This window comes from Peribacillus simplex (genome assembly GCF_030123325.1).
Lineage (GTDB): Bacteria > Bacillota > Bacilli > Bacillales > DSM-1321 > Peribacillus > Peribacillus simplex_D.
Window position 1 is genome coordinate 1,723,084 of sequence record NZ_CP126106.1, and the last position, 22,811, is coordinate 1,745,894.

Consider the following 22,811-nt stretch of genomic DNA (forward strand, 5'->3'; position numbering starts at 1 on the left):
TGAAAATTAAGTGCTGTATATTGAATTTATGTGCAATGTACTTGCCGACAGTTCAACATTTTATGTAAAAAGTTCATAGCAAGGGGAGGTGAAACGATGGAACCCATGACAATCATCTTCACTTTGCTTGGCCTAATCGTCGGTGCAGTTGTTGGTTATTTTATTCACAAATCAAAATTTGAGAGTAAAATAGCAGGGGCAAAGGGCTCTGCAGAACACATCCTTGAGGATGCGAAACGTGAAGCGGAAGCACTTAAGAAAGAAGCCTTGTTGGAAGCAAAAGATGAAATTCATAAAGTTCGTGCCGATTCGGATCGGGAAGCCCGTGAAAGAAGGAACGAATTACAAAAACAAGAAAATCGGTTATTGCAAAGAGAAGAGAATCTGGACCGCAAGGATGAAACGTTAGACAAACGTGAGAGCCTTTTGGAGAAAAAAGAAGATTCTCTAAACCAAAGACAACAGCATATTGAAGAGATGGAAAGCAAAGTGGACGAGACGGTTCGTAAGCAGCAAACAGAGCTTGAACGTGTTTCCGGTTTAACTCGTGAAGAAGCTAAAGCAATCATTATCGACCGAATGGAAAACGAGCTGGCTCACGATGTAGCGCTTATGATTAAAGAAAGTGATACCCGTGCCAAAGAAGAAGCTGATAAAAAAGCAAAAGAAGTCCTTTCTCTTGCCATTCAGCGTTGTGCGGCTGATCATGTTGCAGAAACCACCGTTTCTGTAGTAAATCTTCCAAACGATGAAATGAAAGGACGGATAATCGGACGTGAAGGACGAAATATCCGGACGTTAGAAACGCTAACAGGTATTGACCTTATTATTGATGATACTCCTGAAGCTGTCATTTTATCCGGATTCGATCCAATTAGACGGGAAACGGCACGCTTGGCTCTTGAGAAACTTGTTCAGGACGGACGGATCCATCCGGCTCGCATTGAAGAAATGGTTGACAAAGCAAGACGTGAGGTAGACGAACATATTCGTGAAATTGGTGAACAAACAACTTTTGAAGTTGGAGTTCACGGTCTCCATCCAGATCTCATCAAAATACTAGGACGTTTGAAGTTCCGTACCAGTTATGGGCAAAACGTACTTAAACATTCAATTGAAGTGGCCCAGCTTTCAGGTTTACTGGCAGCTGAGCTTGGTGAGGATGAAGTTCTTGCCCGCCGTGCAGGTTTATTGCATGATATTGGGAAAGCGATTGATCATGAAGTGGAAGGCAGTCATGTTGAAATTGGCGTTGAATTAGCAACCAAATATAAGGAGCATCCAACTGTCATTAACAGCATCGCTTCACATCATGGCGATACGGAACCAACTTCCATCATATCAGTGCTTGTGGCTGCCGCTGATGCATTATCAGCTGCAAGACCGGGAGCTAGAAGTGAAACGCTTGAAAATTACATTAGAAGACTTGAAAAACTTGAGGAAATTTCCGAATCCTATGATGGAGTGGAAAAATCTTTTGCGATTCAAGCCGGACGAGAAGTGCGGATTCTAGTGAAACCAGAACAAATCGATGATCTTTCGGCCCATCGACTCGCACGTGATATCCGGAAAAGGATTGAAGAAGAGCTCGATTACCCGGGTCATATAAAAGTCACGGTCATCCGTGAAACAAGAGCAGTCGAATACGCCAAATAATGTAAATGAAAGACGAAGTGGTGCAAACCACTTCGTTTTTTCTATTTCCGATATTAGTCATTAAGCGTAATTCCGATAATTACCCCAAATTATGTTACAATACATACTTGAATAATTCATATAATTAGGTGAATCTAGAAAGGATTTTACAATGAAATTGCTATTTATTGGAGATGTAGTAGGGTCTCCCGGTCGTGACATGATCCAAGAATACCTTCCTAAGTTAAAAGAAAAGTATCGTCCGCATATCACGGTCATCAATGGCGAGAATGCAGCAAGCGGCCGGGGAATTACAGAAAAGATATACCGCAGTTTTTTAGAGTGGGGAGCGCAGGCGGTGACCATGGGAAATCATACATGGGATAATCGTGATATTTTCAACTTTATCGATGAAGCGAAATATCTCGTCCGTCCAGCTAACTTTCCAGACGGGGCACCTGGAGAAGGAATGAAATTTTTAAAATTGAACCATCATGAAATAGCGATCATCAATTTGCAAGCGAGAACGTTCATGCCTGATTTGGACTGCCCTTTCAAAAAGGCGGAAGAACTCGTGGCGGAGGCCCGAAAAAAGACACCGATCATCTTTGTCGATTTTCATGGAGAAGCTACGAGTGAAAAGCAAGCTATGGGGTGGTTCCTGGATGGGAAGGTTACAGCCGTTGTCGGTACACACACACACGTCCAGACTGCCGATAACCGTATATTACCTGCAGGCACCGCTTACATATCAGATGTAGGCATGACAGGACCATATGATGGCATCCTTGGTATGGAAAGAGGGGCAGTCATCCATCGGTTCCTAACTAGCCTTCCTGTTCGTTTTGAAGTGCCAAAAGAGGGTCGGACCCTATTAAGTGGGGTTCTCCTTGAAATTGATGATAAAACCGGCAAGGCAATAAAAATAGAAAGGATACTGATTAACGAAGATCATCCTTTTTATCAATGATTCAAACGGATGGACAGTCAAACTGTCCATCCGTTTTTCCATTCATTAATAAATGGTGGACAATCCCGGTTTTCTTTGTCATACAAGTTTTACTTGATGAATATAGTAGCAGTGGAAAGTGTTATTACCATTGAGCCAAGTTAGAATCGGCAGGGAAAACAAGGAGGACTAGGAATGGAAATATTAAAAGTTTCAGCAAAATCTAATCCTAATTCTGTAGCAGGCGCACTAGCGGGAGTGCTCAGGGAAAGAGGAGCAGCCGAAATTCAAGCAATCGGTGCAGGTGCGTTAAATCAAGCCGTCAAGGCAGTAGCAATCGCGAGAGGGTTTGTCGCACCTAGTGGAGTCGACTTGATTTGTATTCCTGCCTTTACAGATATACTTATTGATGGCGAAGAGAGAACGGCAATAAAACTAATCATTGAACCAAGATAATTTCATGTTTGGATGCCCTGTTTGTCGGAAAGGCGAGCAGGCTCTTTTTTGTCCTGAAATCCAATGACGGAAAATCAATGTCCCTTTATAATGGAATATATAATCTTAAAAAAGATACAGGAAGGGGAATTACATTGGCGATTTTTGATGCACATTGTGATGTGCTGATGAAAATGTTCATCGATCCGGATATTTCTTTTACGAATAGTGATGAATTACATATAACAAAGCGGGGATTATTGGATGAAGGGGGAAAAGTCCAATGTTTTGCAATATATATTCCTGAAAAAGTCCACCCTGATATGAGGTTTCAAGCGGCTTTGGCAATGGTGGATATTTTTCATGAAAAGATTTTATCAGAGCCGGATATGAGATTTATCAAGACCAGGGCAGACATCGAATCTTTAAAAGAACAGGAAATAGGTGCAATGCTAACTTTGGAAGGGTGCGATTGCATTGGGAATGATTTGTTAAAACTGAAAACACTTATTCATCTTGGCGTGTCCTCCGTAGGTCTAACTTGGAATTATGCTAACTTGGTAGCGGATGGGGCATTAGAAACAAGAGGAGGCGGCTTGACAGGGTTTGGAACAGAGGTAGTGGCCCTATTGAATGAGAAATCAATTTGGTGTGATTTATCCCATTTATCTGAAGCTGGATTTTGGGACACCCTAAAGTTGGCGGAATTCCCAATTGCCTCCCATTCGAATGCTTATCATCTTTGTCCGCATCCACGAAATTTAAAGGACGGGCAGATAAAGGCCCTTTTGCAGAAAAATGGGGTGATTGGCGTAACCTTTGTCCCGCAATTTCTTTCAAATGGCGGTTCGGCTACGATTAAGGATATCTTGAAACATATAGAGCATATATGCAGTTTGGGAGGGGAAAGACAAATTGGATTAGGGTCTGACTTCGATGGAATCGAACATATGGTAGAAAATTTAATGTCTTATAATGATTATCATAACTTAATCAATGAACTGAACAGGCTTTATTCCAGTGAGTTTGTAAAAGGTCTCCTTTTTGATAATTTCACTCGTAATTTTCCGCTTGAAAAGGTAATATCTTAAGTGATTTTCAATTCATACTATATAGATATGAATAAATATTCTGAAAATATAAAAAATAAAAGCAAAAAGGTTGCAATTTCATGATTTAACCGATAGAATTGAAAGCGTTTAGTACACCTTTCCTAAATTAGAACGATTAATTATACATAGTTGAATGTTCTGAAGAGAGGTGCGGTTAAATGCATTTATATACGAACGTCCTAAAGGAGTGTAAGACATGATCAATCAACTTTCATGGAAAGTTGGCGGACAACAAGGTGAAGGTATTGAAAGTACAGGAGAAATATTCTGTATTGCCCTCAATCGCTTAGGTTATTACTTGTATGGCTACCGTCATTTCTCATCCCGAATCAAGGGTGGACACACGAATAATAAAATTCGTGTAAGTACTACGGAAACTCGTGCTATCTCTGATGATTTAGACATCTTAGTTGCTTTTGACCAAGAAACAATTGACGTCAATTATAAAGAATTACGTGAGGGTGGCATCATAATCGCGGATGCAAAATTCAAACCTGTCTGCCCAGAAGATACAAAGGCAGAATTATATATTGTTCCATTTACGGAAATAGCAGCCGAATTAGGAACATCATTAATGAAAAATATGGTGGCGATCGGCGCGACATGTGCTGTGCTAGGAATGGAAATTTCCGTATTCAACGATGTGGTTGATGAAATATTCGGCCGTAAAGGTGAAGAAATCGTTAAGAAGAATATGGATGCCATTACTGCTGGCTATAAGGCAATGGAAGTGTTGCTTGGAGAAAAACTGGGAGCAATGGAACTGGAAAAGGCAGACGGCCAAAAACGAATGTTCATGATCGGTAACGATGCCATCGCTTTAGGCGCAGTTGCAGGCGGTTGCCGCTTCATGGCAGCTTACCCGATAACTCCGGCCTCTGAAATTATGGAATACTTAATTAAAAAACTTCCTCAATTTGGTGGGACGGTCATACAGACTGAAGATGAAATCGCGGCGGCTACAATGGCAATCGGTGCAAACTACGGTGGTGTACGTGCCATCACAGCTTCAGCTGGACCTGGACTTTCCTTGAAAATGGAAGCGATTGGTTTAGCGGGCATTACTGAAACGCCAATTGTCATCGTCGATACTCAACGTGGCGGTCCATCTACGGGACTTCCTACAAAACAGGAGCAATCCGATTTAATGGCGATGATTTATGGTACACATGGTGAAATACCTAAAATCGTCATGGCTCCGAGTACTGTTGAGGAAGCTTTTTATGATACGGCAGAAGCATTCAACCTTGCAGAGGAATATCAATGTCCAGTTATCGTTTTATCCGACCTACAGCTATCATTAGGTAAACAAACGGTTCAGCCGCTTGATTACGGCAAAGTGGAGATAAGACGCGGAAAATTGGTTGACTTTGAAATCGAAGAGTCTGAAAAAAAATCTTACTTCAAACGTTATGAAGTAACGGAAGACGGAGTCTCACCACGTGTAGTGCCTGGTATGAAAAATGGAATTCACCATGTTACAGGTGTTGAACATGATGAAACGGGCAGACCTTCCGAGACGGCATTGAATCGTAAATTGCAAATGGATAAACGGATGCGTAAGTTGAATAATTTAACTAACACATTCCAAACACCAGTATACAAAAACACACCGCATGAAGAAGCGGATTTATTAATTCTTGGCTTTAACTCAACACGCGGGACGATTGATGAAGCGATCGGCCGGTTAGAAACGGATGGAATGAAAGTGAATCATGCGCATATCCGTTTGATTCATCCTTTCCCAGCAGATGAAGTCCTATCATTGGTGCAAAGTGCTAAGAAAGTAGTAGTTATTGAAAATAATGCGACTGGACAATTGGCTAATATTATCAAGATGAATGTTGGACATGTTAATAAAATTAAAAGCATCCTAAAATATGATGGCAACCCATTCCTCCCGCATGAAATTCACACACAATGCAAGGAGATGTTCGAATATGGCAACGTTTAAAGAGTTTCGGAATGATGTAAAACCTAACTGGTGTCCTGGCTGCGGAGATTTCTCCGTTCAGGCTGCCATGCAGCGTGCGGCAGCGAATGTAGGATTGGAGCCGGAGAATTTGGCCGTAGTTTCCGGTATCGGCTGTTCAGGTCGTATATCGGGTTACATCAAGTCCTATGGTTTCCATGGCATCCATGGCCGCTCACTGCCAATTGCCCAAGGAGTAAAAATGGCCAACCGTGAATTGACCGTTATAGCTTCAGGCGGTGACGGAGATGGTTTTGCGATCGGGATGGGACACACAATCCATGCGATCCGCCGTAATATCGATATTACGTATATCGTCATGGATAACCAGATTTATGGATTGACAAAAGGCCAGACTTCTCCTAGATCCGCTGCTGGATTTAAAACCAAATCCACTCCAGAAGGATCAATAGAACAAGCAGTTTCACCTATGGAATTAGCATTGTCAGCTGGTGCTACGTTTGTCGCCCAAAGCTTTTCCACTGACTTGAAAGACCTGACGGCGATCATTGAAGCAGGGATAAACCATAAAGGGTTCTCCTTTATCAATGTTTTCTCTCCTTGCGTAACATATAATAAGATCAATACGTATGATTGGTTTAAACAAAACTTAACTAAATTGAACACGATCGAAGGCTATGATTCATCAAATAAAGAACAGGCCATGCAGACTTTGATGCAACATGACAGCCTAGTGACAGGGATTATTTATCAAGACTCTTCACGCCCTTCGTACCAGGAATTAGTGCCAGGGTATGCTGAAAAATCGTTAAATAAATCAGATCTGACACTGGATCAAGCGCACTTTGATAAGCTTGTTGCGGAATTTATGTAAAAATTAAAAGGTTCACCCCTTAAGAGGGGTGAACCTTTTTTGTGATTAATTGGAAAGCTCAAGTAGAGAGAATCACTATCCTCTCAATATTAACTTATCAAAAACCGTTATTGCATCCACAGCCGAATGAGAAGAGATTGCAACGATTCCTTCTGCGACAATGGCGGTTGCGATCCCGGTCGCGATCGCGATCACGGTCCCGGTCCCGATCGCGGTCGCGGTCGCGCCTATTACAGCCTCTCACAGCACGACAAAAATCGTCTGCGATTCTATCGTTATCCCGGTCCCGATCGCGGTCCCGATCGCGGTCCCGATCGCGGTCCCGATCGTGGTGCCGATCGCGGTCGCGCCGATTGCAGCCCCTTACAGCACGACAAAAATCGTCTGCGATTCTATCGTTATCTCTGTCCCGGTCGCGGTCCCGATCATGATGATCGTGATTATTGCATCCACATGACATATAAGTCACTCCTTCATAATTTTGTTGTACAAGATATCTTATTCGAGAGCGGACGAGATGCTATAGAAACATGCCCCATTTAACAAAAATGTACGAACGCCCTAAAAATCATCATTATTAATGTGAAAAGGCCGGTACAAAAGCGATTATGGTATTTTTGTGATTCATTTTTCATATCTTTACATATTAAGGTAGATGAAGAGAGCAGCCCTATTTCAGGGGGAATGTACATGTTGAGAGGTAAAATGAAAGCCATCGTCAAACACCACCGAGGTTATGGGGCCCAATTACAAGTGGTCGATATACCGGATATTCGTGATGACGAGGTCTTGATTAGAGTGAGGATGACCTCAATCTGCGGAACGGATATTCATATTTTCACGTGGGATGAATGGTCACAGGGAAGAGTGAGTCCGCCATACGTATTTGGGCACGAATTTGCTGGGGAAGTAATCGAGATAGGGGCAAGGGTCAGCAATGTTTCAGTTGGTGATTGTGTATCTGCCGAAACACATATCGTTTGCGGTACATGCAGGCAGTGTTTAACTGGTAAATTCCATATTTGTCAAAAAACGAACATTATCGGTGTTGATAAACAAGGGTGCTTTGCAGAGTATATAGCTCTGCCAGCCAAAAATTTATGGAAAAATCCAAGTGATATGCCACTCGATATAGCTACCATCCAAGAACCGATGGGTAATGCAGTCCATTCCGTGCTGGCTGGGGAGGTGCTGGGTAAAAGGGTGGCAATAATCGGCTGTGGTCCAATTGGGCTTATGGCAATTGCTGTTGCAAAGGCCGCAGGAGCTGATAAAGTATTCGCTCTGGATATTAATGATTATCGACTTCAGCTTGCAAAAAAGATGGGTGCTACAGACCTCATTCATTCAATTAAACAGGATCCATTGGAAATCACGAGAGGACTCACAAGTGAGGATGGGGTGGATGTTGTTTGCGAAATGAGCGGTAATCCTGCAGCTATCCAACAAGGGTTTAAGATGGCGACGAATGGTGGAAGAATATCAATACTAAGTCTGCCTTCTAAGCCCGTCACGCTTAATATAACGGAGGATATTGTATTCAAGGGCCTTACTGTCCAAGGGATAACCGGGAGGAAGATGTTTGCAACCTGGCAACAGGTTTCAAGTCTGCTTGAAAGTGGCAAGGTTGATGTAAAACCAATGATTACCCACCGTTTTTCACTAAGCGATTTTGAAAAGGGATTTGAACTGATGATCAAAGGTCAGTGCGGTAAGGTTCTCCTTATTCCTTAATCATCTAAAAGGTGGAACTTGCATTGTCTACATTTGAAAAATCTTGAAAGGAGAAATCGTCATCCAAAAATGAGAAGAGGCTAATTTTGTAATAGCCTCTTTTTTTTCATGTTCTTATTTTCCTCATTTGTGAAAAAATTCTTACAATTGAAGAAGCAATGACAGAATGATTGTTTCTTGCAGTTAAAAGCTTTATACTATAATAATGTGGATATATCACACTTAATAGCTAATATTTATTGGTAATTCTTATAAAGGAATCCGTATAAAACCATTTGAAGATAGGTCTTGAAATAGTTGGTGAAAGAAATAAACTAACTATTTTGAAAGGAGATTAACTATGAACGAGAAACAACGATTAGAATCACAACAAGTACAGGCTGAGAACCCAGCGGACAAAAAATCCGAAAAGGACTTCAGTAAGTACTTTCAAGCCGTTTATATTCCACCATCCTTAAAAGATGCGAAAAAGCGAGGAAAAGAAGAAGTAGAATATCATGATGACTTTGCAATTCCTGAAGGTTTCCGTGGAATGGGAGAAGGTAAAAAGTTTTACATCCGCACTTATGGCTGTCAAATGAACGAACATGATACAGAAGTCATGGCGGGCATCTTTATGGCACTTGGTTATCAGGCGACAGACACGGTGGATGATGCTAACGTCATTTTACTTAACACTTGTGCGATTCGGGAAGGCGCAGAGAATAAAGTGTTCGGTGAATTGGGGCATTTAAAATCATTGAAATTGGAAAAGCCGGATCTACTGCTTGGGGTTTGCGGTTGTATGTCACAAGAGGAGTCAGTTGTAAAGCGGATTCTAGAGAAGCACCATTTTGTTGATATGATTTTCGGAACCCATAATATCCACCGGCTGCCGCAAATTCTTAATGAAGCTTATCTTTCCAAGGAAATGGTCATTGAGGTTTGGTCCAAAGAAGGTGATGTAATCGAGAACCTTCCGAAAGTGCGTAAAGGAAAAACGAAGGCATGGGTCAATATCATGTATGGCTGCGATAAGTTTTGCACTTACTGCATCGTACCTTACACAAGGGGGAAAGAAAGAAGCCGCAGGCCTGGAGATATCATCCAAGAGGTCCGTCATTTAGCGGCACAGGGTTACAAGGAAATAACCCTGCTTGGACAGAATGTGAATGCTTACGGTAAAGATTTTACGGATATCGAATATCGTTTCGGCGATTTGATGGATGAAATCCGTAAAATCGATATTCCACGTATTCGTTTTACGACAAGCCATCCCCGTGATTTTGATGATCACTTGATTGAAGTACTGGCTAAAGGCGGCAATCTCGTTGACCATATCCATCTTCCAGTTCAATCGGGAAGTACGGACACACTTAAAATCATGGCCCGTAAATATACACGCGAACAATATTTAGAGCTAGTAAAAAAGATCAAGAAAGCTATCCCAAGTGCATCGCTAACCACTGACATCATTGTAGGATATCCGAATGAAACGGAAGAGCACTTTGAAGAAACGATGTCTTTATACCGTGAAGTCGGTTTCGATGCAGCATATACTTACATCTATTCACCACGTGAGGGAACACCGGCTGCTAAAATGCAGGATAATGTACCGATGGAAGTGAAAAAGGAACGTCTGCAACGCTTGAATGCCCTTGTCAATGAAACGTGCGCATTGAAAATGAAGGAGTATGATGGACAGATTGTTGAAGTGCTCGTTGAAGGCGAAAGTAAGAAGAATGCTGAAGTATTAGCAGGTTATACAACGAAAAATAAGCTCGTGAACTTCAAAGGACCAAAATCCGCTATCGGCCATATCGTAAAAGTGAAAATCACCGGAACGAAAACATGGTCATTAAATGGGGATATGGTTGAAGAAGCAACGGCGATTGAGGTGGAGTAATATGACTAAATATACTAAAGATGACATTCTGAACAAAGCGGCCGAGCTTGCTGAAATGATCGCCAGCACGGAAGAAGTCGATTTCTTTAAACGGGCAGAAGCTCACATCAATGAAAACCAAAAAATCCGTGAAATGATCGCCAGCATCAAGAGCTTGCAAAAACAGGCTGTAAACTTCCAGCATTACGGCAAAGAGAAAGCATACAGCCAAGTTCAGGCCAAAATTGATGCACTTGAAAAACAATTGGATGAACTTCCGATCGTGCAGGAATTCAAACAATCCCAAGTGGATGTAAATGATCTTTTGCAAATGGTCTCTTCACAAGTATCGAACAAGGTGACGGACCTGATCATTGAATCGACCGAAGGAGACGTCCTTCGCGGTGAGACAGGTTCACAGGTACAAGCAGGCGGCGGAAGCTGTTCATGAATATCAAAAAAGCCCTTCTGATTTCTAGAAGGGCTTTTTAATATGCGGAAATCCTTATACAGTGCCCATTCGTGACACATATCCCAAAACTTGCGCATAAAATAACCTAGGTTTAAAACATTACAGCAGTTTTCAAACAATTAAAATTCTACGCACACTAGACTTTTACCACGCATAGGATGAATGGAAACTGTATGAGGAGGGTTCGCTAGCATGTCACAATATAGAGAGATAATTACTAAAGCGGTGGTGGCAAAAGGACGTAAATTCACAAAGTCCTCTCACACCATTTGCCCGGCTCATCATCCTTCTAGCATTCTAGGTTGTTGGATCATCAACCATAAATACGATGCAAAGAAAGTCGGCAAAAAGGTAGAAATTCACGGCAGCTACGAAATCAACGTCTGGTATTCTTATAACCAAAATTCGAAGACGGAAGTTGTAACTGAAAAAGTGCAATATACCGACGTTATTTCGCTGAAATACCGTGATCCCGATTGTCTTGATGACCATGAAATAGTTGCAAAAGCTGTCCAACAGCCGAATTGTTTAGAAGCTTGCATCTCCCCATGTGGACAAAAAATCATTGTCCATGTGGAAAGGGAATTCTTTGTGGAAGTCGTCGGCGAAACGAAAATTTGTGTCGCTGTTAGTCCAGATGGCCGCTGTGAGGATGACTGGGGCTCTGATTTCGATGATGAGGATTTCGAAGATTTAGATCCGGATTTCCTTGATGAATTCGAAGACGAATAGAATTTAGAAATTAATACCGGATGACATTCCCTTCATCCGGTTTTATTTAATTTGAAGCGGGACAAGTCCAGTGCAGGCCTGGGCATGATAAAAATAGGGATGGAGTGTAACTATATCCGTGCGTATGCTTTCAAAGGCAGCCCAAAAAAAGTTTGAATTCAAAGTATAATTGATTTTCCATGCAATTTCGAATACAGGCAATGTTGCTTTCCCGTATGTTATAATGAAGGACATAAATGTGTAATAGATTTTAGTTTGGAAAGGTTTTGAAGGAATGGCTGGATATACTCCGATGATACAGCAATATTTAAAAATTAAGGCAGAGTATCAGGATGCCTTTTTATTTTTTCGTTTAGGCGATTTTTATGAAATGTTTTTTGACGATGCACTGAATGCATCACAAGAGCTCGAAATCACATTAACGAGCCGAGAAGGCGGTAGTGAAGAGCGAATTCCGATGTGCGGCATTCCGTATCACTCGGCTGCTAATTATATTGATATATTGATAGAAAAAGGTTTTAAAGTAGCTATTTGTGAACAAACCGAAGATCCGAAGCAAGCCAAAGGTGTGGTACGCAGGGAAGTTGTCCAGCTGATTACTCCGGGAACGAAAATGGATAGTAAGGGTCTACGTGAAAAGGAAAATAATTATATTGCCACCATCACTTATTTCACGGATGGACAGTTTGGCTTTGGATACAATGATTTATCGACAGGGGAAAATAAGGTCACTTTAATTGAGAGTTTCGAGGAAGTCCTGAATGAATTTGCCATCCTTGGTGCGAGTGAAGTGGTCATTGCCGAGGATTTCAATGAAGAATGGAAAAAAAGGCTGCAAGAACGGGGCGCTGCCGCTCTTTCACTAGAGAGTAATTTACTTCAAAGCGAGTCATTCGTTGCATTGCTTCATCTATTAAAAGACCAGAAACTGGCGACAACGATCTCACGTTTATTGAATTATCTTTACCGTACCCAAAAACGCAGCCTGGATCATTTACAGCCAGTGCTTGCATATGAAACGTCACAATATATGAAAATTGATTATTATAGCAAACGTAATTTGGAATTAACTGAAACCATTCGTTCCAAAGGTAAAAAAGGCTCATTATTATGGCTGCTTGATGAAACGAAAACAGCGATGGGCGGAAGGATGTTGAAACAATGGATTGATAGACCGCTCATTAATAAAAAACAGATCGAGCGGAGACAAAACCTTGTTGAAACCCTGAAAAGTCAATACTTCGAACGGCAGGACTTACGTGAACGCCTTAAGGAAGTGTACGACTTGGAGCGGCTTGCCGGAAGGGTGGCCTTCGGGAATGTAAACGCTCGTGACTTGATTCAACTGAAACGTTCATTGCAGCAAGTGCCGATCATTCGTGAAATCGTGAAGTCAATGGCTTCCAATCAGGATATTTCAATTCTCGCCGATAAATTGGATCCTTGCGAAGAAGTGACGGATTTGCTTGAAACGGCGCTTGTAGAAAACCCGCCATTGTCCGTGAAGGAAGGGAATATCATTCAGGAAGGTTTCCATAAGGAGCTGGATACATACAGGGATGCCAGCAGAAATGGGAAAACTTGGATTGCGCAGCTTGAACGCGAAGAGCGGGAACGTACCGGGATCAAATCATTGAAAATCGGATATAATCGTGTATTTGGCTATTACATTGAAGTCACACGAGCCAATTTGCATCTGCTTGAAGAAGGCCGGTATGAACGGAAGCAGACCTTGACGAATGCCGAACGTTATATCACACCTGAATTGAAAGAAAAGGAAGCTTTGATTTTACAAGCAGAAGAAAAAAGCATCAGTTTGGAGTATGACTTATTCCTCAATCTTCGTGAAGAGGTCAAAAGCTATATCCCGCGCTTACAGGATTTAGCGAAAGGCGTCAGTGAACTGGATGTCCTGCAGTGCTTTGCAACGATTAGCGAAGAACGTCATTATGTGAAGCCAGTCTTTTCTGATGATCGAAGAATCGTACTGAAGGAAGGCCGGCATCCAGTGGTCGAGAAAGTCCTTCAATCACAGGAGTATGTCCCCAATGACTGCTTTATGGATGGAGACCGGGAGTTACTTTTGATCACAGGGCCCAATATGTCGGGTAAAAGTACGTATATGCGTCAAATTGCGCTAACATCGATTCTAGCGCAAATTGGATGCTTCGTATCCGCAAATATAGCTGAATTGCCTATTTTTGATAAGGTGTTTACTAGGATTGGCGCGGCAGATGATTTGATTTCCGGTCAAAGTACATTCATGGTCGAGATGCTTGAAGCAAGAAATGCCATCATGAATGCGTCAGAAAACAGTTTGATATTATTTGATGAAATAGGGCGGGGAACATCGACTTATGATGGGATGGCGCTTGCTCAGGCCATCATTGAATATATTCATGAGGAAATTGGGGCAAAGACTCTCTTTTCGACTCATTATCACGAATTGACTGTATTGGCAGCGGAACTGCCAAAATTGAAAAATATCCATGTCAGTGCCATTGAGCAAAATGGAAATGTCGTTTTCCTTCATAAAATTAAAGAAGGGCCAGCAGATAAAAGCTATGGAATCCATGTGGCTAAGCTAGCTGATTTACCGGAGCAGTTAATAGATCGGGCGGCCGCTATTTTAGCGCAGCTAGAGAATGAAAATGGACATGAAAAGGCGATGCCTGAACAGCCTGCTGTTGCTGTAGAAGCACCTATTGCCGAAGCTGACCCGGTAACATCCGTCAATGAAGCACAGCTTTCCTTCTTTGGGGAAGAGGCTCCTAAAGGAAGAGTGAATTCTTCACCTAAGGAAAAAAAGGTGCTGGATGACATAAAATCACTGGATATCCTTGAAATGACGCCGCTTGAAGCAATGAATACCCTTTATAAATTACAAAAGAAACTTAAATGAGAATTAAAGCGAGGCGATAAAAATGGGAAAAATCATACAGCTTGATGAGGCTTTATCTAATAAAATCGCAGCTGGCGAAGTTGTTGAACGCCCAGCCTCAGTCGTTAAGGAACTTGTGGAAAACGCAATAGATGCAAACAGTACTATTATAGAGATTGAATTGGTGGAGGCTGGACTTGGCTCCATTCGGATCGTGGATAATGGCGATGGGATTTTGGCTGACGACATAGAAGCGGCATTTAAACGCCACGCTACAAGTAAAATAAAAGATGAAAATGATCTTTTCCGAATTCGAACACTTGGCTTCCGCGGTGAAGCAATGCCCAGTATTGCTTCAGTTTCCCGTTTTGAAATGAAAAGCAGCACAGGCGAAGATGTGGGAACGCGCATACTTCTTGAAGGCGGCATGGTTAAGGAACTCGAGGCTTCATCCAGCCGGAAAGGAACGGATATCCTGGTTTCCGATTTGTTTTACAATACTCCTGCAAGGTTGAAATATATGAAAACCATTCATACCGAGCTAGGAAATATTACGGATGTCGCTAACAGGCTCGCACTTTCGCATCCGGATGTTTCCATACGGTTATCACACAACGAGAAGCGAATCCTGCATACGAATGGTAACGGTGATGTCAGGCAGGTGCTAGCCGCAATCTATGGTACGAATATTGCCAAAAAAATGATTCCGGTTCAGGCAAGCTCCTTGGACTTCAAATTATCCGGATATATCGTTATGCCTGAGGTCACCCGGGCTTCTAGGAATTATATTTCAACAATGATTAACGGCCGCTTCATTAAAAACTATGCGCTCGTGAAAGCAATCCTGGATGGGTACCATACACTTCTTCCAATTGGGCGTTTTCCAATTGCTTTGTTGAATATTGAAATGGATCCGATTCTTGTCGATGTCAATGTACATCCATCCAAAATGGAGGTAAGGCTCAGCAAGGAACAGGAATTGTATAGTCTTGTATCGGAAACGATTAAATCTTCGTTTAAAAAGATGACTCTAATACCAAGTGGATATGCACCAAAGCCGGAACAGGTGAAAAGTGAGCAAACTACGCTGGCATTGGACCATGTTGTCGAAAGCGGCAAGCGGGTCCTTGAAGAAGCCAAGAAAGAAGCTTCACTCTTGAAGGACACCTTGATTCGGGAAAAGCAGGAACAAAAGAGACACGTGGATCATAATGAAGATTTCAATCTTGAACCAATAAAGGAAATAATCTATAGCAATGAACAGCAGCAAATGGAAGATGCCCATATTCCGGTCTTACAAGTTGATGAAAGCAAACCGAATTACGAGTCAGCTGAAAAGTATACAACCTACACTGTCGAACAAGAGGAAGAAATTGAGGTGAATGAACCGGATACCCGCATCCCTCCCATGTACCCAATTGGGCAAATGCATGGTACCTATATTTTCGCCCAAAACGAAAAAGGTTTGTACATCATAGACCAACATGCTGCCCAGGAACGGATCAAATACGAATATTTTAAAGAAAAGGTCGGACGCGTTGAAAACGAGCTACAGGATATGCTGGTTCCCATCACCCTTGAATTTTCAACAGACCAATGCATCAGGATAAATGAATATCGTCATGAATTGGAAAAAGTCGGCGTCTATTTAGAAGAGTTTGGCTATAACGCCTATATTGTCCGATCGCATCCACAATGGTTCCCTAAAGGAATTGAACAGGAAATCCTTGAAGAAATGATAGAGCAATTGCTATCGATGAAAAAGGTCGACCTCAAAAAATTGCGTGAAGAAGCAGCCATCATGATGAGCTGTAAAGCGTCAATAAAGGCAAACCGTCATCTGCGCAATGATGAAATCCAAGCACTATTGGACGAACTAAGGCGGACAACCGATCCCTTCACATGCCCACATGGAAGACCTATCATCATCTCTTATTCCATTTATGAAATGGAGAAAATGTTCAAGAGGATCATGTAATGAAAAGCAATGGAGGACCCTAATGTAATAGGGTCCTCCATTGCTTTTTTGATGGTCAAATAGAATATCACCTGTATCAGAAGAACAAGACGCACTGGGGATATTTCAACAACTCCAAGTGCTGTCGGGACAGCTAATAAGTTTGATATTTTACATAATATTTATTCCTAGAGTTGGAAGGGAATACCCCCTAAGAAGTTTGTTTAAAAAAGAAAAACTAAAGTTAATTTTAGGTATATCGTATCTGAAGAACACGTTAAAATGTAAAAACAAAATTCCAGAGTGTTACAAAGAGTCAGGCAGTTAAATTTTATAGAACTGGTTTCAACAACATCTTGAAAAGTGTAGGTTCCTTTAAAGATAAGTTCTGGCCAATCGCAAAATTGAAGTGAATGATCTGTTGTTATATAGGGGAATCAATCAATTTGAAATTTCTTATATTATAAGAAGAAACTCGGTAGAATATATATAAGAAAAGAAAATCTCAGTTGCCAAGTCTATGTTTAATACCCATACACCGCATTGAGTGACCACCATAATGAAAGATGTGGCGAAAGTATATGAGATCGGCTTTTTAAACGGGTCATGTAATGAAAAACAATGGAGAATCCTGATGTAATGGGATTCTCCATTGCTTTTTTTGATTCCGATTTATTAGACGCCATCCATGAAGCGGGGAAAGGACTTGAACAGGGTTATTCAAGTTCCCAACTTTTTCAATAATAATAATATGGAGGGGTGGGCTGGAATGGATAGTTATATGCCGGGGCAGTATACATTTGGTTATCATAGTGATTATTATATTGCGGATATTGCTGCATGTCTTCTTCGGTCGCTCGTTGGCAATTGGCTGGCGGACCGATGAATGTTGAGGGTTGAACCGGTGCAATCGCTTTTTTCCATTGGTTTTCATCCAGGCAATACGTATGTGCCATAATATTTGCAGGTGTCAATTTCAAGATATCCGAACCCAGGATCACCTCAGGTGTCGGTGCATTAAAAATGGCCAGCAGGTGAGTATTATCCGTATTAGCCACTTCATAATGCCACCAACCTTGGGGAACGTTGGCTACTTGGCCAGGTTTAATGGGATAATTTTGTATTTGCTTAGTAAAAGGATTCAGTAATGAAACGGTTGCGGCTCCAGAAATGCAGTACACTAGCTCTGCAGCATTTTGATGATAATGCGGTTCTACGACATTATTTGAACTAAGGTAAATATCTAATAAAGAAACATTTTCGAGAGTGTTCAATTGTTTGATACCTAATATATTAATATAGTTTTGATTGTCTTTTTTCATTAAATTGCTTTTATTAATATCAAAAAAGTATTGTGTGGATGGTGAAGTATAGTCCATATAAGAGACCATGGATTTATCATTCCTTTTTTTAAGACTTGATTTTTCAGGATATGTTAGATCTCATTTTAATGTGCAATAACCCAGTGGGTTATTTGCTCATGGAGCTAATAAGGAGTGCTGATGGTCAGTCATCGAATGAATGAAATGCAGTGAGTTTCATGTAACGATTAGGCCCATTACAGATGGTTATGAGATTAATGTTTTTTAAAAAAATTCAAAACCGAAACTACTAATCTGATTATTTGATATAATCAGGCTTTTAATAAGCAGAATTTTTCCATTGCGTGACTTTAAATTACAGTGATATAATGTTCTCTGTGATTTTAAAGTTTAACATAGGAAGTGGCTAAATTGTCGAACAATTCAAAAGAGAGTAAATTCGTCCCGTACGTCTCTGCATCTAAATCTCTACCGGAATTGACTGCAACTGCAATCATTCTAGGGATCATTCTTGCAATCGTATTCGGGGCGGCAAATGCATACTTAGGCCTACTTATTGGTTTAACTGTCTCTGCTTCAATACCCGCAGCGGTAATTTCAATGGCTATCTTAAGAGGGGTTTTTCGCAGGGATTCAATATTAGAAAACAATATTGTGCAAACGATGACCACGGCAGGTGAGGCTATTGGTGCCGGTGCTGTATTTACCATACCGGCATTATTCATGTGGGACATGGACGTGAGTCAAGCGTTCATCATTTTCGTTGTATTAACTGGGGGATTTTTAGGGGTCTTCATGATGGTTCCCCTTCGCCAGCTTTTGATTGTAAGGGAACATGAAACATTACCATATCCTGAAGGTACGGCATGTGCCGAGGTCCTGAAGTCAGGAGAAAAGGGTGGTACAAGCGCGAAACTAATCGGAGCCGGTTTGGTTATCGGCGGTGTCGTTAAAGGGCTTGGTGATGGGTTTAAGCTTTTCAAGACAGAGGTTGAAACAGGAATCACGAATTTTAAAAATGCAGTGGTTGGTCTTGATGCCTTTCCTTCCCTTTTGGGTGTAGGTTATATTATTGGACCGCGTGTTGCAGGACAAATGTTAGGTGGGGGTTTATTAGCCTGGGTTGTTCTAATACCGGCCATCAGCTTTTTTGGCGGAAGCAATGAAACAGCCATTTTTCCTTCTGATGTACCGATAGGTGAATTGGATGCATGGGGAATTTGGGATAATTATATACGCTATATTGGTGCTGGTGCCGTTGCAACTGGCGGATTGATCACATTGATCAAAACATTACCAATACTTTTCAGTTCGGTTTTTGATACTATTAAAGGCGTAAAAGCCAATAAAGGACAACTAAAATCAGGTTCGATCCGTACAGAACAAGACATGCCGGCTAAATACGTTTGGCTGGGAACGATCATCGTCATTTTAATCATTGCTTTCACACCTATAACAGATGTAGGAATCATCGGTGCGATTGCAATTGCGATTTTTGGATTTTTATTCGTGACAGTGGCTTCAAGGGTTGTTGGAATCGTCGGAAGTTCTTCTTCCCCTGTTTCTGGAATGACGATAGCTACACTTTTGATTGTGGCCATTGTCTATAAAGCTACTGGTTTTACTGGTACGACTGGAATGGTAGCCGCATTAACCGTCGCTGCGATCATTTGTACAGCACTTGCGGTTTCAGGTGATGTTTCACAAGATCTAAAAACAGGTTATATCGTCGGCGGGACACCATGGAAACAACAAGTTGCCATGATGATCGGTGTTGTTGCTTCCGCGTCCGTAATTGGTTTTATCCTGGTTCTGATGGATAATGCATATACGATGGGATCTGCAGAACTGCCTGCACCTAAAGCGGCACTAATGAAAATACTTGCTGAAGGTGTTCTAGGGGGGGATTTACCTTGGACCCTCATCTTTATCGGTGCAGCTATTTCCATCACATTAGAGTTTTTCGGTCTGAATTCACTTGTTGTTGCAGTCGGCATTTACTTGCCGGTTCATACTAGTGCCCCAATCATGGTCGGTGGATTTATTCGTTTCTTCGTTGAGTTCTTCTCGAAAACAAAAGAAGCGCTTAAAGCAAGGGTTGATAGAGGTGTATTATTTGCTTCTGGTTTAATAGCAGGTGAATCATTGATTGGTGTTCTTATTGCCATATTGATCGCAGCAGGTGTCCAAGTTCCGGCTGCGGCTAAATTAGCCAGCAATTTGCTGCCATTCTTACTATTCCTTGCTCTGGCTGGATTGCTTTGGTTCGTATCCAGCAAAGGGAAAAAAGAAGATGCTTCGTAAACGCCAATCAAAAAAGAGGAACCTGTTAACTATGGTTCCCCTTTTGGAAAGACGCGTCACTATGGTACATGAATCTTCGGAAGCAACTTTTCTGGTCATTCAAAGGATTAATTTTGTGGAACGAATTACAATTCGTTTCTTTAAACAGCCATCAGTCCGTAAAATCAAGCTTGATAAGTTTGGTGCATATGCCATTAAACAGATGCAGTCCCAAAGGAATGTAAATCAGATTTCTGAAGCGATGAGTGAACATTTTGGTGAGGAAGCAGAGCCAGCCTTACCGCGGTTGATGAAATTTCTGGAAATTCTTGAGGCTCATGATTGGATCATATGGGATAATGAAGAAGAAAAATGAAAAAAAGCTGAAGCTCTTTTTGATGCTTCAGCTTTTTTCTGTTTTGGATTTGAAAACAAGATTTTCATTAGGTTCATGACATTTAAATCATCTCCATTTTACAAAAATGGAATGCGGGTATAATTATTTTTAATAACTTTATATATTGTATTCTTGTACCGTTAGTCATGAGTAATAACAGTAATATTCAATTTTGAAGAGCAGGTGGGTTATTATGGGAAGAGTACAAGGTAAAGTAGCATTAGTGACAGGTGGAGCTTCAGTATAGGATTATACATATCCACACTAATGGCTAAAGAAGGCGCAAAAGTCGTGATTGCTGATTTTAATGAAGCAGGAGCAAAGGAAGCGGCCGAAAACTTGGATGCTGGACAAGCGGATTCTATCCAGGCAGCAGTCGACTTTACAATTGAACAATATGGAACGGTTACGGTACTAGTTAATAATGTGGGTTTAACTAATCTGCATAAAGATCTGGATGTCGTGAATGGATGTGAATTTAAAAGTGTCCTCTTGGGAAGCAGGTTTGCGATTCCTCATATGAGTAAAGCAGGAGGGGATTCGATAATCAATACGGCCTCCATGGCTGGATTTACAGGTGACTCCGTACGATCTGCATATGGTGCGTCCAAAGCGGGGGTAGTGAATTTGACCCGTTATATCGCTGCACAGTATGGTAAAGATCATATTCGTTGTAATGGAGTGGCACCGGGCCTTATTTTAACTCCTGCAGCGAAAAATAATATGCCTCCTGCCGTACTCGATATTTTTGCCAAATTTAATGCATTGCCATATCATGGTGAAGCGGATGATATCGGTTATACCGTTCTATTCCTTGCATCTGACGAGTCCATATTCATTACAGGTCAGACGATCCAAGTGGAAGGCGGTCATTACATAGCCAACCCAAGCATCTCTGATTTTAATGATTATGTAACTAAAGCAAAATCCAATTAATTGTCTGGACATTCTTATATCAAAACCTTACCCTGGATAAGATCAAGCTTATCCGGGGTTTTTAATTAGTAGGCCCTATATTTTTAAAAAACATGAAGCAGGTGCATATAACAATGGAAGAAACGAATTATGATGAAATGCTGAACATCAGGACGGTAGGCGAACAAAAAAATTTCAATGATTCTTTGCATTATCACCGCTACGAACCTACGCCATACAGTGCATTAGAACATTTATTCAAAAAATATGCTCTGAAAAGAGATGATCGCATTGTGGATTTTGGATGCGGTAAAGGACGCTTGAATTTTTTTATCCATCACTTATATCAATCAGCCGTGGTTGGCGTGGAGATGAATGAAAATTTCTATAAAGAAGCGATCGAGAATCTGAATGGCTACATGAAGAAAAGGAAAAACATCAATGGCAATATAGAATTCCGCTGTTGTTTGGCAGAAGAATATGATATTGATACGAAAGACAATCGTTTTTATTTTTTTAATCCGTTCTCGGTACATATTTTCATGAAAATCATCAATAACATTTTGCTTTCCTTTGAAAAAGAACCGCGCCAAATCGAACTTATATTATTTTATGCTTCACAGGATTATATTTTTTTCCTCGAAAATCAAACCGCATTCGAGCTGAAAAACGAAGTGATGTTACCTGGCTTGACTGAATCTAATCCTTTTGAGAAATTCGTCATATACGAATTGTTGAATTGAATGGATACTCGTTTTTTTGTGATGATCAAGTAAATATAAAAAAACACCCAAGCAATCATTGGTGCTTGGTTGCAATGAGTGAAGCCATCAAAGGTGCTTAATTTACAGCATATTGTAAAATCTTTTGAGACTGTGGTTCATATTGTCTTCCTATATAAATTTGATGCCTAATCATATAAGTTAAAATGGTCCAGAGCTTCCGGCTGTTGTCCGTATATCCCTAGTATATTAGATTAGGCTATGATTTCCTCTCATAATATAGTCGATTTGCGTACAGAGTTTTTTTAATAAAAGTTCCATTTGGTTTCAGAAATTCTCCCCCTTTCCGCCGACTGTCTGCAGAGCCTCATCAAAGCAAGCATCCAGCGGAGTCTTGGCTAGCCAGTTATTGGGCAGCAGTGTCGCAGATTTCTTCAATCTTGTGAGGGTTTCTTCAGTGAAAAATGGCTCCTTTTAAAAATCATGATTCGGTCGAGAGTTCCGAATTAGAATCAACTTGCCGTATAAAAAGTATAAAAGAAGACGGATGGATGCCTTAATTAATAAGGCATCCATCCGTCTTCTTTTATATAA

General features: G+C 41.1%; 16 protein-coding genes and 1 pseudogene. 16 read left to right on the plus strand and 1 reads right to left on the minus strand.

All coding sequences use genetic code 11. The annotated features are described in order from the left end of the window. Positions 1–96 precede the first annotated feature (96 nt). The 12 genes from rny (at position 97) to mutL (ending at position 16,599) form a co-directional block, all read left to right on the plus strand. On the plus strand, positions 97–1,656 hold the full coding sequence (gene rny / locus QNH43_RS08365) for a ribonuclease Y (protein WP_063231807.1): 1,560 nt from the start codon (positions 97–99) through the stop codon (positions 1,654–1,656). 151 nt (positions 1,657–1,807) lie between these two features. Continuing rightward, positions 1,808–2,605 (plus strand): TIGR00282 family metallophosphoesterase, encoded by a 798-nt coding sequence (locus tag QNH43_RS08370; RefSeq protein ID WP_076366401.1) that lies wholly within the window; start codon positions 1,808–1,810, stop codon positions 2,603–2,605. 174 nt (positions 2,606–2,779) lie between these two features. After that, positions 2,780–3,040 carry a stage V sporulation protein SpoVS gene (spoVS, locus tag QNH43_RS08375; protein WP_029281188.1) on the plus strand — a complete coding sequence of 87 codons (261 nt, stop codon included), beginning with the start codon at positions 2,780–2,782 and terminating at the stop codon, positions 3,038–3,040. 134 nt (positions 3,041–3,174) lie between these two features. Continuing rightward, a complete protein-coding gene (locus tag QNH43_RS08380; protein WP_283917441.1) occupies positions 3,175–4,110 on the plus strand; it encodes a dipeptidase in 936 nt (311 codons plus the stop codon). 217 nt (positions 4,111–4,327) lie between these two features. Next, positions 4,328–6,085, plus strand: coding sequence for a 2-oxoacid:acceptor oxidoreductase subunit alpha (locus QNH43_RS08385; RefSeq protein WP_283917442.1), 1,758 nt, complete (start codon positions 4,328–4,330; stop codon positions 6,083–6,085). Next, complete coding sequence (locus QNH43_RS08390; RefSeq protein WP_048684708.1) at positions 6,072–6,938, plus strand: 2-oxoacid:ferredoxin oxidoreductase subunit beta; 867 nt, start codon at positions 6,072–6,074, stop codon at positions 6,936–6,938. Before QNH43_RS08385 ends, QNH43_RS08390 begins: the two co-directional genes overlap by 14 nt. A 693-nt stretch (positions 6,939–7,631) precedes the next feature. Next, entirely contained in the window at positions 7,632–8,672 is a 1,041-nt protein-coding gene (gene tdh / locus QNH43_RS08395) for an L-threonine 3-dehydrogenase (RefSeq protein WP_283918314.1), read from the plus strand. A 340-nt stretch (positions 8,673–9,012) separates the two neighbouring features. After that, positions 9,013–10,557 (plus strand): tRNA (N6-isopentenyl adenosine(37)-C2)-methylthiotransferase MiaB, encoded by a 1,545-nt coding sequence (gene miaB, locus QNH43_RS08400; RefSeq protein WP_283917443.1) that lies wholly within the window; start codon positions 9,013–9,015, stop codon positions 10,555–10,557. Between the two features lies 1 nt (position 10,558). Then, positions 10,559–10,987, plus strand: coding sequence for a YlbF/YmcA family competence regulator (locus QNH43_RS08405; protein ID WP_034313499.1), 429 nt, complete (start codon positions 10,559–10,561; stop codon positions 10,985–10,987). A 213-nt stretch (positions 10,988–11,200) separates the two neighbouring features. Further along, positions 11,201–11,740, plus strand: coding sequence for an outer spore coat protein CotE (locus tag QNH43_RS08410; RefSeq protein ID WP_034313495.1), 540 nt, complete (start codon positions 11,201–11,203; stop codon positions 11,738–11,740). 274 nt (positions 11,741–12,014) lie between these two features. Beyond that, on the plus strand, positions 12,015–14,642 hold the full coding sequence (mutS, locus tag QNH43_RS08415) for a DNA mismatch repair protein MutS (RefSeq protein ID WP_283917444.1): 2,628 nt from the start codon (positions 12,015–12,017) through the stop codon (positions 14,640–14,642). A gap of 22 nt (positions 14,643–14,664) precedes the next feature. Next, the gene (gene mutL, locus QNH43_RS08420) at positions 14,665–16,599 is read left to right on the plus strand and encodes a DNA mismatch repair endonuclease MutL (protein WP_283917445.1); all 1,935 of its coding nucleotides are present in this window, start codon (positions 14,665–14,667) and stop codon (positions 16,597–16,599) included. Positions 16,600–17,315: 716 nt separating this feature from the next. Here the strand turns inward: mutL and QNH43_RS08425 are convergent. Continuing rightward, the gene (locus QNH43_RS08425) at positions 17,316–17,969 is read right to left on the minus strand and encodes a cupin domain-containing protein (RefSeq protein WP_283917446.1); all 654 of its coding nucleotides are present in this window, start codon (positions 17,967–17,969) and stop codon (positions 17,316–17,318) included. A gap of 342 nt (positions 17,970–18,311) precedes the next feature. Between QNH43_RS08425 and QNH43_RS08430 the strand changes: the two genes are divergently transcribed. The 4 genes and pseudogenes from QNH43_RS08430 to QNH43_RS08445 all read left to right on the plus strand — a co-directional run bounded on the left by QNH43_RS08430 (position 18,312) and on the right by QNH43_RS08445 (position 22,238). Further along, positions 18,312–20,204 carry an OPT family oligopeptide transporter gene (locus QNH43_RS08430; protein WP_283917447.1) on the plus strand — a complete coding sequence of 631 codons (1,893 nt, stop codon included), beginning with the start codon at positions 18,312–18,314 and terminating at the stop codon, positions 20,202–20,204. After that, positions 20,194–20,559 (plus strand): PqqD family protein, encoded by a 366-nt coding sequence (locus tag QNH43_RS08435; RefSeq protein WP_283917448.1) that lies wholly within the window; start codon positions 20,194–20,196, stop codon positions 20,557–20,559. Before QNH43_RS08430 ends, QNH43_RS08435 begins: the two co-directional genes overlap by 11 nt. A gap of 214 nt (positions 20,560–20,773) precedes the next feature. Beyond that, positions 20,774–21,516, plus strand: a pseudogene (locus QNH43_RS08440) (SDR family NAD(P)-dependent oxidoreductase). A gap of 113 nt (positions 21,517–21,629) precedes the next feature. Next, on the plus strand, positions 21,630–22,238 hold the full coding sequence (locus QNH43_RS08445) for an SAM-dependent methyltransferase (RefSeq protein ID WP_283917449.1): 609 nt from the start codon (positions 21,630–21,632) through the stop codon (positions 22,236–22,238). Positions 22,239–22,811 lie beyond the last annotated feature (573 nt).